This window comes from Nostoc favosum CHAB5714 (assembly GCF_020829495.1).
GTDB classification, from domain to species: domain Bacteria; phylum Cyanobacteriota; class Cyanobacteriia; order Cyanobacteriales; family Nostocaceae; genus Nostoc; species Nostoc favosum.
Window position 1 is genome coordinate 50,858 of the sequence record NZ_JAIVFQ010000007.1, and the last position, 16,619, is coordinate 67,476.

A 16,619-nucleotide genomic window follows, 5' to 3' on the forward strand; every position below is an offset into this window, starting at 1 on the left:
ACTTTTGCTGAATACTTAATTATTTATACAAATCTTATTGTATCAGTTAATTTGAGACAAAATTCAGTCATCATAAAAGCAGTACCGTCCTAAAATGCTGGGGGAAACCATGTCACATACCCCGCTTTTCGCCGATCGCACCCATGCGGGTGAGGAATTAGCGCGAGTGATTCATGATGTTTTGACTCAGCAAACTATTGATTCTGGGGTTAAGCCTGTACCAATTGTTTATGCTTTGCCAAGAGGAGGTGTACCAGTAGCAGCACCAATAGCACGTCTTTTGGATTGTCCGTTGACAATTGTTGTGGCGAAAAAGATTAGCCATCCAGAAAACCCAGAGTTAGCAATTGGTGCAGTGACTACTTTTGGAAATGTTCTTTGGACTGATCAAAAGCTATTTCGCCTTAAACATGATGCACGGTGGCGGGAAGTAGCTTTAAATAAAGCGATAAACCTTGCTAAGTCTCTTGAGGCTCTATTAATTCCTGCTTGTGGGCAGGTGAATGCAGAGAATGCTACGCTCATCTTAGTTGATGATGGCATTGCTACAGGTATGACAATAGCGGTAGCAGCAACTGCTCTCAAAACACTTTCTCCAGCAGCAGTTTGGCTATGTACTCCAGTAGCGCCACAAACATTGCTACCTTGGTTAGAACAGTGGGGCGATCGCACCATTGTCTTGGAAACACCGGAACCCTTTCGGAGTGTGAGTAATTTTTATGCCCAATTTCCCCAAGTAGATACATTAGAAGTTCTCGCATATCTCCAGCAACAAAAGACAATGGGAGAAATTGACCTATGCGAGTAATTTTAAATTATTAACTAATTATTAACTCTTAATTATTCCTTTCCCTCTCTTGCTTTTTAACGATTTTTGGGCGTTTTTCTCAAGAGAGCTAATGGCATCAGCAAGTTTTGTGACTCTTGTCTTTATCCCCATTACAAAACTGAATTACGAATTACGAATTACGAATTACGAATTATTTGAAGATGTTCCTTGCTGGTATTGCATAGCTTTGGCATAATCACCCAAGGCGTAGCAAGCAGCTTTCAGACGATCAAGAGCTTCTTCTTCACTGCGCCGATCTTTGATACTTCTAGCTAACAGCAAACGTTCTTCATAATACTTAATTGCTTTGTTATAGTCACCCAAAGCTTCACAAGCAACTCCTAAATTACCTAAAGACTGTTCCTCGCTACGCTTGTCTTTAATTTCTCTAGCTAATTGCAGGCGTTCTTCATAATACTTAATGGCTTTAGCATAATCACCTAAGGCATAACTTGCATTCCCTAGATTCTTTAGCACCTGAGAGGCACTGCGAACATGTTTTAACGAGCGTGCTAGTACTACACACTGCTCATAATAGGCGATCGCTTTTGGGTAATTGTCCAAAGCATACCAAGCATTACCCAAATTTTTGAGTACCTGTTCCTCGCCCCAGTTATCTTTAAGTTCCCGGACAATTTCTAGGCTTTGCTGCTGATACTCAATTGCCTGCGTAAAGTTTCCCGAAGCTTTATACACTAATCCCAAATTATTCAGTGCTGCTACTTGACTACGTTTGTCTTGCAGCTGTTGCGTTATTTTTAAACACTTTTCCAAAAATTCAATAGCCTTGTTATGGTCATTTAGATGACGGTATGCATTTCCTACGTGGGAAAGTGCTTGCATCTGCAATGCTAAATCTGAGTTATTATTCAGCAAAGACAGACACTGTTGGGAGTAGGAGATAGCACCTTTGTAGTCTCCAGCGCTGTAAGTTACCAATCCTAAAAAAGAAAGTGCCTGTGCCTGTTTTTGCAAATCCCCAACTGCCTGAAACAGCCCCAAGCATTGTTGTAAGGACTTCAACGCTGCTATTAATTCACCAGCTTGCTGCTGTTGAATTCCTTGCCTTAGTAGCTTGGATGCTTCCGATATGTCGTCACTTTCCTGTATAGGTAGTATTTCTGCTTGTGAACCAGAGTCAAATTCATGGGTAATTGTATTACGCTTCACTGATTTTAAGTATGTTATGGGTAATTGCACGGAAACTGTATTTTTCGATCTGTTATTCCATTCGCTTTTAGACATCAGCCCTTTCCTGTTCAGTCTGGTGCTGAATCTAGTGTTCCCAAAACCACGAGGTATCTTTCATCAGGTTGGTTTAGCACAGCGTAGGTTAGGCGTGATACCATTTCACTTTAATAATGAAATGATACAAATACGCTGGTAGGGGCATGGCATTGCCATGCCCCTACGAGAAATCTAGTCGTCTTTAACTTGTTCCCAATCTTGCCGTAGGGGACGGGTTCTCTCACACCCCATTTTTGCCGCATCTTTAGGTGTTTTAACTAAACGAATTTGTTCTACATGAGGTGTACCCACAAACTTTTGCGCTTGAAAGTAGTGTTCGCTAGTTGACCAATAGAATCCATCTAATTCAAAGCCGTGGGGCGAAAAGTTAGAGAAACAGCCATATTCTTCACGAGTGCTATAAAAGTAGATTGTCATAGATGTCACACAGAATTAAATTCTGAATTCTGGCGACTGACGCATGTATTCTGTTTTATTAATAATAAATCCCCCCCTTCCTCCTGAAAATGCGGGGCTATGTCCGCTATTTCTGAGAGTACTTGGGAGGATATTCAAGAAATAAATGTCAGTAATCTACAATTATTAATTATTGGCTCAATTTAAACGCACCTACTAAAAGTTAGGTGTTGATTCAACCAACAGCTACAGATATATTTGCCACAGAGCCATTATTTAGGATAGGCTGGCGGGTTTTTAAGTCAAATTTGAAGCCATGTGGCAAAATATGAAGCTTTGCTCCGCAAATCGCCAAAGACTCATCCTTCAAAATTTCGTCCATATTGTTGTATGTAGCCTCTGATTCATCAACAATCGTAACCGCACCTTCACCAATAATTTCAATTTGGTTATCTGTCACAACCATAGCGGTATTCTCGTCAATACCGAATCCCAAAACAGCAGGCTGTAGTATCAAAGCTGAAATTAAGCGTCCCAAGCGTCCGCGTTGGGAAAAATGCTGGTCAATTACCACTCCTGGTAGAAAACCAAGACCGGGGCCCATTTCAACAGTTTCAATCCGAGGATGTGTTTCTGAGTCGCCTTCTACAATCATTACGTCTGGCATCACGGCAGCTCCGGCACTTGTGCCTGCGATAACTACACCTTCAGAGAACCGTTGATGAATCGCCGTATCTATTTCGGTGCCCTTGAGAATGCTAGTTATGCGAGCTTGATCTCCCCCAGTAAAAAATACTCCAGTTGCTTTATGAATTGCTTCCAATGCAGTAGATGAAGATGCATCTTCGCGGGTTTCTGTATCAATAATGCGAGCATTTTCGGCTCCCAGTCGCTCAAATACTCTAATATAATTTTCTCCCACTTCTCTTGGTAATTCTGTCGCCGCCGTCATAATTACAATATACGCCTTCGTACCCCCAGCGCGTCGCACAAAGTCCCGCAGAATTTGGCAATCTCCTTCCTTGTCTTCGGCTCCCCCTATAATTACCAACTGCCGTTTGGGATTACTTTCTACCATGATGCCCCCTGATTTGAGTTAATAAATTTTACTAAACCATGACAATTCCAACTATCAAATCATCCCTTTGGTAGATCACTTGATAGAAGGTAGTATTACAATTTGCGTAGACGCATTCGCAAAGCGTTTCCAAGAGTTGCGACTTGTCGTTAGACATCGCAGCGAAACCAAAAGATTTTTCCAAAAAATTACATAAAAAATAACTATCCTTATTAACGTTTGTTGACTTAATAAAACCCACAGCACCAACTGCCTCTAGAGTGATTTTCTAGAGGCATTGCTAATTGCCGATTGAAAATTTCTCGGGCAATTATTAAATAATTGGTATTAACTCTCGCTGGGTGCAATTAGATATCTGATGGTAAGTCCTAATGAATGCGACTTCTGTAAAGCAAGTTAGTTAAGAAAAAACGTGCTTGTTCTAGTGGGAGATGCCTGGGTTTGCCTTGGTAGACAATTTGATACTCATTCATGTCTGGGCCATCACCATGCCCAGAGATCAGCTTTTGGTGAAAAGCTTCTTCAGCAAGTTCTCGAATTTCGTCTCTTAGAGCAGCTTGTGTGCTATTCATACTTTGCTGTCTTTTGAATACCGCATATTTATTTATACAAGTTATTGCCTGGGTGTTGCACCTTTCAAAGGTTATATATTTGACTATTCATGAGGATGAATTGACTGTACTTTTTTCTTTACTGAGGTTGGGGGGTTTAATTATGCCTTGAGATAGTTGAAAATGCTTACTAATAGGTTTAATCTGGGTTCTGATTAGATCAATGGCTTTGCCATCACTCTCCACAATTAATGTGAATCAATTTACAATCAATAAGTCTGAGTAACCAGAACTCAGCATCTAAATTTCAGGGTGTTTAGCCAAAGGTTCGTAATCAATGGTTCTACAAAAAAGCAGTGATTTAGTCCGCATTAATGCTAGAAGAACGGATGTATTCGATATTTTCAACTTCAAGCATTATATTGGGCCCAACCCCTATTTAGATATAGGAGCGCTAGTATTTGACTTTGCTCTAGTTGACTCTAGAGAGCCTTTGCCCATTGAAGATTATATTGCAAAGATTGGCGATCGCTATCCCCACCTGGGTAGCCAAAGCTACGAATCTTATGCTCATCTATTTGCTCAAGTTGTGTCCGAAGTCGGAAAACTGGACATGGATTTGCACCTTAACCGTTGGAGTGTCAAGCCATATCCAGGTTTCGTGCGGATTAGCGTCCAATCACTACATGAACGCACTACTAGAGAGGTAGCTTATTTTGTTTGGGATTGGTTTGAAGCTATTACCCAAGATGAAGACTTTACCTTTGACGAACAATTGGTGAGGCTGCAAAATAAATTCCGCGCCTCTGTCTATGGTGGCCCCACGGTTTACGCCCTATTGCGAACAGCCTACGAAAAAGGTATTCCCGCCTTTTATTTGTGGGAAGAAGGATTAATGCAATACGGTTTGGGAAAAAAACATGTCCGGGGGGTAGCAACAACATTTAACTGTGATAGCCATCTAGATTCGGAGTTTACCACCCGTAAAGATGACTGCAAGGCATTCTTAAAAACGTTGGGTTTTCCAGTCCCTGAAGGCGATATCGTCTTTACTGAAAAGGAAGCCTTGGCGGCAGCAAGACAAATTGGTTACCCAGTGGCAGTTAAGCCAGTGGTAGGCCACAAAGGAATTGGCGTTACGGCTGACATACAAGACTCAAAAGAACTTGCAGCTGCTTATAATAGGGCACTGGCAGCGATTCCCGAAGATCAACTAACTCGGATAATTGTTGAGAAAAGTATTTCCGGCTCAGATTTTCGCTTGTTGTGTGTCAATGGCAGATTTGTCGCCGCCACAGAACGCCGTCCAGCATCGGTTGTTGGTGATGGCTATTTAACGCTTGCAGAATTAATCCGCCTAGAGAACCGGAAACCTGCACGTTTAGACACGCCTACCTCGCCGATGAGTAAAATCCAGATAGATGACGCGATGGAACTCTACCTAGAGGAACAGCGCTTATCATTGGACAGTGTTATTGAGAAGGGACGCACTGTTTACCTGCGTAAAGTCGCCAATCTTTCAGCCGGAGGTATGAGCATTGATGCAACCCAGACAGTTCATGATGACAATATTATCTTGGCGCAAGATATTGCCCAACACTTCCAGTTGACTTGCCTTGGTATTGATGTCATTACGAAAAGTCTCTCAGAATCTTGGAAATCCAGTAACTTTGCTATCTTGGAAATCAACGCTGCACCAGGTGTTTTAATGCATCTTAAACCTTCTGTTGGTGAAAGCGTTGATGTGCCTTCTCATATCTTAGAAACCTTTTTTGAGTCGGGTACAGATTCTAGGATACCAATTATTACCTTTAATAAAATCTCAGTTGAAGAACTGCAAGCAACAATTGACCATATCCTTTTGCAACATCCCCACTGGACAATAGGCGCTGTTTGTCGTGATGCAGTTTTTGTGAATCGCTCCAAAAAAGTATTAAGCAAAAATTACAACAGCAACGTCCAAACTTTGCTGCGTCATCCAAAACTTGATTTGCTGATTGCCGAGTATGCCGAAGACATCCTAGATGAAGAGGGGATGTTTTACCGCAGTAGTAATATGGTCGTTTTGGATAATCCTACCGAAACTGAGATGATGTTAGTGCGGGATGTATTCGATGGTTCGACTGTGGTGATTAGAAAAGGCAACGACATTTCTATCCGTCGCAAAGGGTTGATTGAAGATTATACTTTGGGTGAAGATGAACCATTTACGCGGGTTTATTTGAAAGAGACTGGAGCAATTTTGTGAGTTAAGTAAATAGGCACTCAACCCAATTTTTCTTAATCAAACGGGAAATCGGGGTATAGCAGTTTTAAATCATTCGTGAAAGGTTATAGCGGTTATTGGTTGAGTAGGTACAGAACCCCACCCCCAACCCCCTCCCCGCAAGCGAGGAGGGGGCTATGATGTACCTGATCTGATTAGGAAACGGTATATATCCCGGATAACTTTTACGAAGTGGGGGATGTGGACAGAGAGAATTTTCATAAATGAGATAGGATACTATATGAGTTGAGGGTAGCTGAAAGTTACTATTTATCCGAAATCATCGATTTTCTAGAAGTTTAAAATATCTAATGATTCTTCTATTTCTAAATCTAATATTCTTTCTCGTGTATCTTTGAGTGCTTCTAGCTTACCTTCTTGACGATAGATATCTGCCGCTTTTTGAAAATCTTCAATTGCTGCTTGTTTCTCTGCTATTTCTAAACGGATATTGCCACGATTATAATAAGCATCTGCATAATTTGAATTAATCTGGATTGCTTGAGTATAATCTTCAATTGCTCCTTCAAAATCTCCTAAATCTGAACGAGCATTACCACGGTTGTAATAAGCATCTGCATAATTTGGATTAATCTGTATTGCCTGAGTATAATCTTCAATCGCTCCTTCAAAATCTCCTAAATCTGAACGAGCATTACCACGTTTTTTATAAGCTATGGCATCTTTAGGATTAATTTTAATTACTTGGGGAAATCCCGGTTGAGAGCCTAATAAATAACGAGCAATCCCACGGTTTTTATAAGCATCAGCATAATGGGGGTTAATTTTAATAGCCTGTGTATAATCTTCAATTGCTCCTTGGTTATCTCCTACATGAGAACGAGCTTCAGCCCGGTTTTTATAAGCTACGGCAACATTAGGATTAATTCTGATAGCTTGGGTATAATCATTAATTGCTTCTTCTAATCTTCCTAGTTGAGACAGAGCTAAACCTCGTTTATTGTAAGATTTAGCATCATGAAGATTTATCTGAATTGCCTGAGAATAATCTGCGATCGCAGCCTCATAATCTCCTATTTGATAATGGGCTAAACCTCGTTTATAATATAAATCAACATCACTAGATTTAACTTGTAAGGCTTGATTATAGTTGGCGATCGCATTTGAATATTCTCCTTTCTCAAAACATTCATCACCTAATCTTACATAAAGTATATTTAAGTCTTCATTACGATATTGTAAATAATTCTCTAATTCAGGTTGCTCAGAAGATTTAGTCAACTGATTATTAGTTTGCTTAGGTGGCGTTTCCTCTTTTGGAAGATATTTGTAAATTAATGTTTGTTGCCTAGAATTATTTATAGAAGATTGTAACTGTTCTAGATAACACCATAAACCACCACCATACAGTAATTGTTCAATCCCAAATGAAATTTTACCAGTCTTCAACTTAATCATCCGGGTTGGGAGAAAGCCAGCCAAAAAAAGGTGATACTCAGATTGGGCTTCACTCACATCTTCTTGAATCAAAATGCAAACTACAACTGCATTTTTTTCAACCTCTTCAGAACTAATTGACCATCTAACTCTATCAATACTACCGTGACGAGATTTAACCTCAATACCAATAGATGGGTCAGAAGTCAAGGTAAAATCTATATTGCCATCGCCGCCGAATCGCTTTTCATAATCGACTTCGGTAATAAAATCAGCTAAACGTTCTTTGACAACTTCCTCACCCAACTTTCCTTTAAGATAGCTAATGAAAACGTCACGGACTGGTAAAACACGCTTGTACTTCTCAGCCATCAACCAGCAAAATTCCCGTAATGCCCTTAACCTTTCTCCAGAGATTATAGTTAATTCACTATATTGACCTTCTGTTTCACAATGAAGCAGAGAACCAGATGTTAACCTTTTAATAAAATCAGACTGTAGCGATCGCAGTAGTGTAATCCAGTCCATTTATATTTCTGCGAATCTTTTGATGAGATTATTCTATTAAAATATCCAGTTGGCGTAAACCTTTTAATTAGCTTGGGTGAGATTTCCAAAAATTGTAGGACTTACGCATTGACAAGAAATACCAAATATGGAGCAAGGTTAAAAACCATATCTTTCGTAAGGGCACAGCAAAAGCTTAGCCCCTACAGTATGGTCTATTTACGATCGCAGCATAATTAAGAAAAGCCTGAAAACTTCCTCAAGATAGGTAATGCACATCACGATGCATTTGTACAGTACGTAAGTCCTAAATTGTTTACTATTTTGCGATAATTCTTAATTTAACTTAATATGTTAAAATTGCCAGAGAATGAGATTGGATTAAAGGGAGTGTATGAAGACATAGCACTCTGTCTCAGACATTGCTGTTTTTTACAGTCGAGTATGAGTGGTGATATTATTGATAGATTTGCCGGAGTTCTTCTAGAGTATTCACAGTTTTGATACTGGTGAGAATAGCCCTTAATATCTCTACGTTCTGTATCTGGACAATCTCTGGTAATATTGTTAACCCTTCGTTGCCAAATTTTAGTTCCAAAGCAATTTCAAGACCTTGAAGTAACCCTTCCCTTATACCCCTTTTTTCTACGCTAGTAATATACGGCATTTTCTTTTCCTCCTCATATTGAGTCACTTCTTGCCAAAAACTGTTCTCTAATTCTTCAGGTAATCTCATCACCCAATCGATAAATCGAAACAGGTTGATGATATCTTCGCGCTGATAACCTTTTTCGTAGAGTCGTTTCGTTAAATCAAGCTTCCAACGTTTACGCTCTTGGTCATTTTGGCGTGTTTCCTTTGCCTTTAAATGAGCCATAACTACTGTAGCAAATGGGTTAGAACTTGCTTCTAATTCTGTCCATTGTTGGCTATATTCAAGTAATTTAACAATGGGAAACTTGAATTTGACTTCGCAACCCCATAGTTCATCGCTAAATTGATTTGGTTTCCATGTGGGGCGATCGTCACCTAAGACGGCTAGACTAGCTATAGACCGATTGTAACGGTCAAACAGTCGGTAGTGGTAGACGTACATCCGTTGGGCAAAGTTGGTTTCTTCATTACTTTGGACTTCCAGATGGACTAATACCCACCTTTCTTCGCCATTGCGTCGCCAGACTTGAACGAGTTTATCAACGAATCTTTGCCCTAGTTCCGCATCTCGAACGACTTGCTGTAACTCTTTGTCCAAAAAAGTATAGCCGAGCTTCCAGTCTATTCCCTCAGCAGCTACAGGAAAGAAAAATTCAATGCACTCTTGAAAGTAGGTTTCTATAGCTTCTTTCCACGGACTGTCATATTCATCGTTGGACATTGGCGTGATTTACATCAGTTTTGAAGGTGCAGCCATGTCTGATTATGCCAGAGTTTTGAGGAGTTTGGAGAGTGCGATCGCTGGGAATAATACATGAAATATTAGCTAACCACCAACATCGCAAATGGCCGAAAATCACAACCCCAACCCAAAGCCTCTCACCAACTCCAGTCCCCCCTCCTCGCTTGCGGGGAGGGGGTTAGGGGGTGGGGTTCCGGGATACCCTTGGCAAACCCCATACGAACTTTGGAAAAAACTTAAGCCATTAGCGCGACAGATGCGGTGTGAACCAACTCCAGCAGAAAAGCTACTTTGGCAGAAGTTGAGACACAAGCAACTTTTGGGTTTCAAGTTCCGCCGTCAGCAAACAATTGACCGTTTTATCGTCGATTTTTACTGTAATGAAGCGCGGTTAGTGGTGGAAGTGGATGGCGAAATTCACGACTACACCCAAGAGGAAGATGCGATACGTCAAGAATTTTTGGAGAGTTTGGGGTTGCAGGTTGTGCGATTTAGAAATGAGGATGTTCTGGAGAGGATGGAGGGGGTGTTGCAGGATATTGCTACTTGGTTGCAGAGATAGAACCCCACCCCCAACCCCCTCCCCGCAAGCGAGGAGGGGGCTAATTATATGGTTTTTGGTGGTGTGTGCGATCGCTTTGCGTCATCATTTGACCATCGTCTCACAAGACAGCGATTTTGAGCGGATGAGACAAGTGAGGGAGTTATTTTGCGAATCTTGGCTGTAAGTTGAATTTGATAACGGGCGTGCGATCGCTTTTGATGAGGAAGTCTGATCGCAGCTTTGAGATGGACAATCATTCAAATAGATTAAGCACAATACTTGATTAATACTGTTGGAATGGCAGTATTAATAGCTTTTAAAGTGTCCTAGTTAGCGGTGTAGACCTTATTAGGCACAAATGAATATCATTGCTCATGATACTACTCTGAAGAAAAATGCCACCAATGCATCAGTATACTATAAAGGAAATTTTGCTATTTACTCAAAGCTTACTGAAAGATGTTAACAAGACATTGGCAAGTAAAAATCAAGATGTCAAGACTGCTTTAGTAAAAGTTGACAATGCCTTAAATACTATTGAGGAAAAGAATTTGAAGGCTTTAATTGAGTACAAAGATAGCCTTGATAATCTGTTTAAACAAAGGGAACTACGAATTTTAGAAGATATAGATGATTACGGCAAACTAGATAAATCTTAGCCACATTAATAATATATTTTCTACTTGTTTGGAGAGTTAATTGCTTGATTTTGTTGGTGTGCTTTAATTTTGTTTATTAGTTCTTCGAGGTATTCACGAATAATTTTTCTAGACTCTTCTTTAGGAATTTCTTCAATTACTTTTTCATGATTGATAAGTTTATCTTTTATATATTCCAGCGCACGTATTTGTTCTTGTTGATTCAGTGCATTTTCATCGATCCATTCTATCGGAAGATTTGTTGTATCGTGCCTAATGCCGCATATAAGCCAAGCTTTCAAGTATGCGTATAGATGTATAAATTTTTCGTCTGCTGAAGTTTCTATAGGTATTCCGATACGCTTAAGAGCTGTAAAAGTTATTGTATCGAGTAGGTTTACATTTATGCCATTTTTTTTTCTACTAGAAAGTAATCCATTTAAAGCTTGTTGTGAATTTTTAATTCTTTCTAAATTATCTCTAATTCTAGATTTAAATTGTTTTGGATTTTCCTTTTTACGTAATAATGATTCATCAATTTTCTCAAAAGTTATTTCTTCAGACACTAAAGATATAAAATCCATTCTGTGTTTTTCCGCAAGTTGATTACTATCATATTGTTGCTTTAGTCTCTCTTTTTCTTCCTCTGTTTCGGTTTTAATTTGCCAATCTATAAAATAATTAAGCAAATTTACACCACCAGTAGTAAGACCTAAGAAAATACTTATGTACGTTAATATTGTCGAACTAGTAACTCTATTTGTTCTACCTATTTCATAACCAATATAAGCAACTAAGCTAATAAAAATCAAAAAAACAATTAAGATATTAGGACGCTTAAGCATACCCTTAAACATATTTGCCAAAAGCTTCATTCAACTGCCTCAAAAAAATACTTACTAACCTTTTTTAAAAGAAATATCACGTTACTCTCAGCCCTTAGCTTTACAACAAGCTGACAGAACAAGAAAGAGTTAAAAAAGCCTCAGTAATTCCTAAGACTTATCAGTTCCTACAATCCTCTGTAGGAGTCCCCGTTCCTCAGCCATCGCGTTACGAATACGCGCAATCATGTAACTGGCTGTATTCTTATTAACCCCAATTTCCTTAGCAAGCTGACGCACACTAATACCCCCTGGTGAATTAAGCACAAGGTGAATCGCTACAAACCACTTTTGTAATTCTACATGAGTCTTGTGAAAAAGTGTACCGACTGTAACACTGTATGAAGTAAAGCATTCATTACAGTGATATCTACGCTCATTCTTGTATGCAGTAGCGTTGGTTGATTCGCAATATGGGCATTTTGGCTTTCCACCCCAGCGAATTTGCTCAAGTAGGGCAAGGCATTCTTCGTGATTTCGTGACATAGTTATTCTCAGAACTCTGAGAATAACCATGTCAAAAATTACTCTTTAATTTTTTAGAAATATGTATCAAGCGTTAAGGAAAAACCGAGGTAATATTGCGATCGCATAAATATATACTTATAATTCACAGTATTTTGAGTTACCGTAAACCCTTGTGCTGCAACAGTGCATCCGCCCAAGCTGCATCTGCTTCTGACAACGCTGGTACGGGATCTTGACTGTAATCTATTACTAAGTCATAACTTGCGCGGTCATAAATCCCAGCTAATAAACTCTGCAAATCTACCAAAGGTTCACTATCATCAGTTCGCAAAGGTAATGGAAATGAAGGAATTACATCTTGCAAATTAAAGGCATATAAATCAGATTGGGGACGATTTTCTGCCCGACTTACCAAAATCCGATAATCATTTTGCGTACCATCCCCAAAAACTAACATTGGTTCCCCAATACGTAATAAATCAATTTCCAGCAAATGTGTTGAACTTCCCAATACTCGCTGTCGCTTAATTTCGTATGCGTTCCGTCCTTCTCCTGTACGTTTATTTTTAGGTGATAAAATTTCAATTACTGTTACTACTTCTTTTGTTCCTACCTTTCGCACCTCTAAATATCTTTCCTTTACTATCTCAGGTACGGGAACAGTCACCGTTTTAGGTTGAACGGCAGGTGTAGCTACAGCTATATTCGGTATTTTAGGATTTATTGCTGTCTGTGAATTTTGTACTATTACATCAGGAATACCAACCAAGAGTTTATCATCACCAGTAGTTTGATAAATTCGTTCTTCAATGGCGACAAAATATTTAGGACGTAGTTGAGGAGATAGATAATCTGCGATCGCAACTATTAGTCTCCCATGTACTCCTGGCCATAATTCAGGATCTTCTAAATACGGATTCATCCCTGGAAATGGATAAGCCATAACAAATATCCCAAAACCAAAATTCTAGAAATAATTCTCATAGCCCCTCTCGAAGAGCGGGGAGGGGTTGGGGGTGGGGTTCTAAGAACAACTAGTAAGGGCTGCACCACATTGATCTTCTTTTTTCAACCAACCCTTAACACCTTCATATTCTATCTGCGCCCAATCTCTCTGACAGCCTAACAATTTGACAGGCATATTAGCAGGAATTCTTCCCACTTTTCGGCTTTGTTCATTGCTACTAGCATAAACATCCACGCCATTAGTACCATAGCCCTGAGTTGATAAACCTAACTTTGTCACAAACACCCATCCAGTTCCTTTAAAACCATCACTAGCATTAGTAATCTGCACCCAATCTTTAGCAGCAGCAACAACTTGAACTGTTTCATTAATGGGTATTTGCCCTAAAATTCTCTTTTTCGTACTTCTACCACTCCGCACATTTAAAGCTTGCGGATCTGTATCAGTAACATAGGCAAAAATATCACACTTTTGTATTTTTCTTGATTCCGCTAAAGCTATTTGATTAGCTATACCACTATTGAGCATTACACTAATACAACTGAATACCAATCCGATTGCTAACTTGTTCGCCGAATTTTTGACTTTTTTGGTCATAATTTCTTCAATGTGCTGCCATCATTACTCTTGCTTTTCTCACTCGTAAACCAGCTTTTGCGACATTAAAACTAACTTTTGCGACATTGAAACTAACTTTTGCGACATTAAAACCAGCTTTTGCGACATTAAAACCAGCTTTTGCGACATTGAAACTAACTTTTGCGACATTGAAACTAACTTTTGCAACATTGAAACTAACTTTTGCAACATTGAAACTAACTTTTGCAACATTGAAACTAACTTTTGCAACATTGAAACTAACTTTTGCAACATTGAAACCAGCTTTTGCGACTCTGCTGATTGCCTATCAAGTACGATAGCAACGAAGCGGGAAATTTACCAGTTAAAAAAGGGGCTTTAAAAGTTCCCCCCAATTTATCGGGCGGCTAGGGGAGATTTAGGTTTCAGGCTTGAGTGCGTAAGTCACAGCGTAACGCACGGCGATACAAAATACTACTTCATATCGTAGCCAAATAAATTCGGGTCAACGTCTCCTAACTGTAATTCTGCCAAACCATATTCCGCCCATCGTCTCTCTACCATCGCCGCCACATCTGGATCTGATTCTAAAGGCGAACCCCATTCATGGTCTGTTTCCGGCGGAATTTTAGTAGTCGCATCAATTCCCATGCGTCCACCTAAGCCAATCTTTTCACTGGCAAAATCCAAGGTATCAAAAGGTGTATTCGGCAGAATAAAGACATCTCGCACTGGGTCAACTTTGGAACTAATCGCCCACACAACTTGACGCGGATCACGAATATTTATGTCTTTATCGACAACAATTACAAACTTTGTGTATGTAAATTGTGGTAAAGCACTCCAGAACGCTAAAGCTGCTCGTCGCGCTTGTCCCGGATATGCCTTATCAATGGAAATAATCGCCGCTTTGTAACTCAAAGCTTCCATTGGTAGGAAGAAATCGACAATTTCTGATACTTGTTGCCGCAGAATGGGAGTATAAATGCGATTTAGTGCGATCGCCATCATCGCTTCTTCTTTAGGTGGACGACCGCTAAATGTTGTTAAGTAAATCGGATTTTTCCGGTGCGTCATACACTCAAAACGGATTAACGGCGAATCTTCCACGCCGCCGTAATAACCCATGTGGTCGCCAAAAGGCCCATCTGGTAAGACTTCCCCTGGTGTAATCGTTCCTTCTAAGACAAATTCGGAATCTGCGGGAACTTCCAAATCGACAGTTTTACACTTTGCTAACTGCACACCAGAACCGCCGTAAAGTCCAGCAAACAGCCATTCTGATAAATCTACAGGGATGGGTGTAGCTGCTGCCATAATAATTAGAGGATCTACACCAAGTGCGATCGCAACTTCTAATTTCTTCCCACGTTCGGCCGCTTTTCGCAAATGTCTCGCCCCACCCCGCACTGATAACCAGTGAACCGTCATCGTATTCTTGGATTGCAGTTGCAAGCGATACACGCCCACATTTGGAGTACCAGTCTCACAATCCTTGGTAATTACTAGTCCCAGCGTGATAATCTTGCCAGCATCACCAATATAAGGACGTATCAAAGGCAACTTATTTAAATCTAAATCATTACCTTGAACCACAACTTGCTGACAAGCAGGGAAAAAATCCCGTCCTGGTTTCGCCTTCACCACATCAAACAGTACTTTCCCAAAATCTATCGCTTGGGAAATCTTCTTCGGCGGTTTTGGCTGTTGCAGCATACTTAGTTTTTTCCCCAGAGTTTCCAACTCCTCTGGATGCTGCATATTCATCGCCCAGCAAATCCTTTCCACAGTTCCCATCAAATTCACCGCCACAGGGAAGGAAGCGCCTTTGACGTTTTCAAACAACAACCCTGGCCCACCTTTTTGCAGCATCCGGTTGGAAATCTCAGCAATTTCTAAATCTGGGTCAACTAAAGCTGAAATTCGCCGTAATTGTCCCTTATCTTCCAAAATTTTAATGAATCCCCGCAAGTCTCTTGCCATTGTTCTAATAAAGCTGATTATTTAAGAAGTGTGAAGCGCTTTCTTATATTATGGGGCATGGGGTATTAGGCACTGGAGATTGGGAAATATTTTTCTGTGTCCCTGTATTACCATCTCCCCATGTGGGGAATTATTGATTTTAATTAGAAATTAACCTATTTAGTAACTTTTCTTAACTGTGTTTTCCAAAGGATTTAGTTATTGTATCTAGGGATACGCAATTATTTTTTATAAATAAGCGCTAACCTGATCAAACATGGCCAGAATATACTATACCTTCCTGGCGGGCGGCCTTGTTATATGGCCCCTGCCGGGTTTATTTGTTACAAGCTTCGACTGTGCCTTGCTTTTGAGTTTTTCTGAATTTTTGTGAGTTTGCGTTAGCGTAGACCAACCCAGGTATCGCCGCCCCTACCAATTTACGCAAACTCTACGATTCTAGGACTTACGCACTGTACAAATGCATCGTGATGTGCATTACCTATCTTGAGGAAGTTTTCAGGCTTTTCTTAATTATCCTGCGATCGGAAATAGACCATGCTGTAGGGGCTAAGCTTTGCTCATAGGTGTCAACTTAACGTAAAAGTCATGTCCCGCAAGGAACTTCAGTTCCTTGCTAATAGCAAAAGTCTTCTGTTGATGACTAAATATACCCAAAATCTTTAGTCTACTTCAGTAGACTTTAGCTGAAAGCCAAAGAACTTCAGTTCAGGGCGGGTGAGTCAGCCAACAGTTAAGCCATTTCTAGCTTAAGTTGACACCAATGAGCAATGCTTAGCCCTTACGAAAGATATGGTTTTTAACTTAATCCATATTTGGTATTTCTTGTCAATGCGTAAGTCCTAGATTCTTCTCTACGAGACGCTACGCGTTGGCGTTCTTCTTTA

The 16,619-nt window shown here is 40.0% G+C and carries 16 protein-coding genes and 1 pseudogene; 5 read left to right on the top strand and 12 right to left on the bottom strand.

The window, feature by feature from the left end:
• The first annotated feature begins 109 nt into the window (after positions 1–109).
• Positions 110–808, top strand: coding sequence for a phosphoribosyltransferase (locus LC586_RS07385; protein ID WP_229483942.1), 699 nt, complete (start codon positions 110–112; stop codon positions 806–808).
• Positions 809–973: 165 nt separating this feature from the next.
• Here the strand turns inward: LC586_RS07385 and LC586_RS07390 are convergent, their stop codons facing one another.
• The 4 genes and pseudogenes from LC586_RS07390 to LC586_RS07405 form a co-directional block, all read right to left on the bottom strand.
• Positions 974–2,074 carry a tetratricopeptide repeat protein gene (locus tag LC586_RS07390; RefSeq protein ID WP_229483943.1) on the bottom strand — a complete coding sequence of 367 codons (1,101 nt, stop codon included), beginning with the start codon at positions 2,072–2,074 and terminating at the stop codon, positions 974–976.
• 177 nt (positions 2,075–2,251) lie between these two features.
• Positions 2,252–2,494 (bottom strand): annotated as a pseudogene (gene ybiA, locus LC586_RS07395) (riboflavin biosynthesis intermediates N-glycosidase); the annotation flags it as partial.
• A 214-nt stretch (positions 2,495–2,708) separates the two neighbouring features.
• Positions 2,709–3,551: a cyanophycinase gene (locus LC586_RS07400; RefSeq protein ID WP_229483944.1), complete on the bottom strand. Its 843-nt coding sequence runs from the start codon at positions 3,549–3,551 to the stop codon at positions 2,709–2,711.
• Positions 3,552–3,919: 368 nt separating this feature from the next.
• Positions 3,920–4,123 (bottom strand): hypothetical protein, encoded by a 204-nt coding sequence (locus tag LC586_RS07405; RefSeq protein WP_229483945.1) that lies wholly within the window; start codon positions 4,121–4,123, stop codon positions 3,920–3,922.
• Between the two features lie 316 nt (positions 4,124–4,439).
• Here LC586_RS07405 and LC586_RS07410 point away from each other — a divergent pair, with 316 nt between their 5' ends.
• Positions 4,440–6,350 carry an acetate--CoA ligase family protein gene (locus tag LC586_RS07410; protein WP_229483946.1) on the top strand — a complete coding sequence of 637 codons (1,911 nt, stop codon included), beginning with the start codon at positions 4,440–4,442 and terminating at the stop codon, positions 6,348–6,350.
• Positions 6,351–6,659: 309 nt separating this feature from the next.
• Here the strand turns inward: LC586_RS07410 and LC586_RS07415 are convergent, their stop codons facing one another.
• Together LC586_RS07415 and LC586_RS07420 are read right to left on the bottom strand one after the other, a co-directional pair.
• Entirely contained in the window at positions 6,660–8,294 is a 1,635-nt protein-coding gene (locus tag LC586_RS07415; protein ID WP_229483947.1) for a tetratricopeptide repeat protein, read from the bottom strand.
• A 436-nt stretch (positions 8,295–8,730) separates the two neighbouring features.
• On the bottom strand, positions 8,731–9,648 hold the full coding sequence (locus LC586_RS07420) for an RpnC/YadD family protein (protein ID WP_229483948.1): 918 nt from the start codon (positions 9,646–9,648) through the stop codon (positions 8,731–8,733).
• A 124-nt stretch (positions 9,649–9,772) separates the two neighbouring features.
• Between LC586_RS07420 and LC586_RS07425 the strand changes: the two genes are divergently transcribed.
• On the top strand, positions 9,773–10,231 hold the full coding sequence (locus tag LC586_RS07425; protein ID WP_229483949.1) for an endonuclease domain-containing protein: 459 nt from the start codon (positions 9,773–9,775) through the stop codon (positions 10,229–10,231).
• A 44-nt stretch (positions 10,232–10,275) separates the two neighbouring features.
• On the opposite strand, the gene LC586_RS07430 is transcribed toward LC586_RS07425, so the two are convergent.
• The gene (locus LC586_RS07430; protein WP_229483950.1) at positions 10,276–10,470 is read right to left on the bottom strand and encodes a hypothetical protein; all 195 of its coding nucleotides are present in this window, start codon (positions 10,468–10,470) and stop codon (positions 10,276–10,278) included.
• A 147-nt stretch (positions 10,471–10,617) separates the two neighbouring features.
• Here LC586_RS07430 and LC586_RS07435 point away from each other — a divergent pair, with 147 nt between their 5' ends.
• The gene (locus LC586_RS07435; RefSeq protein ID WP_229483951.1) at positions 10,618–10,872 is read left to right on the top strand and encodes a hypothetical protein; all 255 of its coding nucleotides are present in this window, start codon (positions 10,618–10,620) and stop codon (positions 10,870–10,872) included.
• Positions 10,873–10,892: 20 nt separating this feature from the next.
• On the opposite strand, the gene LC586_RS07440 is transcribed toward LC586_RS07435, so the two are convergent.
• From LC586_RS07440 to LC586_RS07455, 4 genes are all read right to left on the bottom strand, one after another.
• Positions 10,893–11,726 (bottom strand): hypothetical protein, encoded by an 834-nt coding sequence (locus LC586_RS07440; RefSeq protein WP_229483952.1) that lies wholly within the window; start codon positions 11,724–11,726, stop codon positions 10,893–10,895.
• Positions 11,727–11,846: 120 nt separating this feature from the next.
• Positions 11,847–12,221: a transposase gene (locus tag LC586_RS07445; RefSeq protein WP_229483953.1), complete on the bottom strand. Its 375-nt coding sequence runs from the start codon at positions 12,219–12,221 to the stop codon at positions 11,847–11,849.
• Positions 12,222–12,360: 139 nt separating this feature from the next.
• Positions 12,361–13,146 (bottom strand): DUF4058 family protein, encoded by a 786-nt coding sequence (locus LC586_RS07450; protein ID WP_229483954.1) that lies wholly within the window; start codon positions 13,144–13,146, stop codon positions 12,361–12,363.
• Between the two features lie 81 nt (positions 13,147–13,227).
• Positions 13,228–13,767: an SH3 domain-containing protein gene (locus LC586_RS07455; RefSeq protein WP_229483955.1), complete on the bottom strand. Its 540-nt coding sequence runs from the start codon at positions 13,765–13,767 to the stop codon at positions 13,228–13,230.
• Positions 13,768–13,853: 86 nt separating this feature from the next.
• Here LC586_RS07455 and LC586_RS07460 point away from each other — a divergent pair, with 86 nt between their 5' ends.
• Positions 13,854–14,090, top strand: a complete 237-nt coding sequence (locus tag LC586_RS07460) for a hypothetical protein (protein ID WP_229483956.1) — start codon at positions 13,854–13,856, stop codon at positions 14,088–14,090.
• 133 nt (positions 14,091–14,223) lie between these two features.
• Here the strand turns inward: LC586_RS07460 and LC586_RS07465 are convergent, their stop codons facing one another.
• Positions 14,224–15,732 (bottom strand): UbiD family decarboxylase, encoded by a 1,509-nt coding sequence (locus tag LC586_RS07465; protein WP_229483957.1) that lies wholly within the window; start codon positions 15,730–15,732, stop codon positions 14,224–14,226.
• Between the last annotated feature and the right edge of the window lie 887 nt (positions 15,733–16,619).

Excerpts from the sequence above, each read along its gene's own strand:
- LC586_RS07385 (WP_229483942.1), top strand. The coding sequence starts at position 110 with ATGTCACATACCCCGCTTTTCGCCGATCGCACCCATGCGGGTGAGGAA.
- LC586_RS07390 (WP_229483943.1), bottom strand. The coding sequence starts at position 2,074 with ATGTCTAAAAGCGAATGGAATAACAGATCGAAAAATACAGTTTCCGTG.
- LC586_RS07400 (WP_229483944.1), bottom strand. The coding sequence starts at position 3,551 with ATGGTAGAAAGTAATCCCAAACGGCAGTTGGTAATTATAGGGGGAGCC.
- LC586_RS07405 (WP_229483945.1), bottom strand. The coding sequence starts at position 4,123 with ATGAATAGCACACAAGCTGCTCTAAGAGACGAAATTCGAGAACTTGCT.
- LC586_RS07410 (WP_229483946.1), top strand. The coding sequence starts at position 4,440 with ATGGTTCTACAAAAAAGCAGTGATTTAGTCCGCATTAATGCTAGAAGA.
- LC586_RS07415 (WP_229483947.1), bottom strand. The coding sequence starts at position 8,294 with ATGGACTGGATTACACTACTGCGATCGCTACAGTCTGATTTTATTAAA.
- LC586_RS07420 (WP_229483948.1), bottom strand. The coding sequence starts at position 9,648 with ATGTCCAACGATGAATATGACAGTCCGTGGAAAGAAGCTATAGAAACC.
- LC586_RS07425 (WP_229483949.1), top strand. The coding sequence starts at position 9,773 with ATGGCCGAAAATCACAACCCCAACCCAAAGCCTCTCACCAACTCCAGT.
- LC586_RS07430 (WP_229483950.1), bottom strand. The coding sequence starts at position 10,470 with ATGATTGTCCATCTCAAAGCTGCGATCAGACTTCCTCATCAAAAGCGA.
- LC586_RS07435 (WP_229483951.1), top strand. The coding sequence starts at position 10,618 with ATGCATCAGTATACTATAAAGGAAATTTTGCTATTTACTCAAAGCTTA.
- LC586_RS07440 (WP_229483952.1), bottom strand. The coding sequence starts at position 11,726 with ATGAAGCTTTTGGCAAATATGTTTAAGGGTATGCTTAAGCGTCCTAAT.
- LC586_RS07445 (WP_229483953.1), bottom strand. The coding sequence starts at position 12,221 with ATGTCACGAAATCACGAAGAATGCCTTGCCCTACTTGAGCAAATTCGC.
- LC586_RS07450 (WP_229483954.1), bottom strand. The coding sequence starts at position 13,146 with ATGGCTTATCCATTTCCAGGGATGAATCCGTATTTAGAAGATCCTGAA.
- LC586_RS07455 (WP_229483955.1), bottom strand. The coding sequence starts at position 13,767 with ATGACCAAAAAAGTCAAAAATTCGGCGAACAAGTTAGCAATCGGATTG.
- LC586_RS07465 (WP_229483957.1), bottom strand. The coding sequence starts at position 15,732 with ATGGCAAGAGACTTGCGGGGATTCATTAAAATTTTGGAAGATAAGGGA.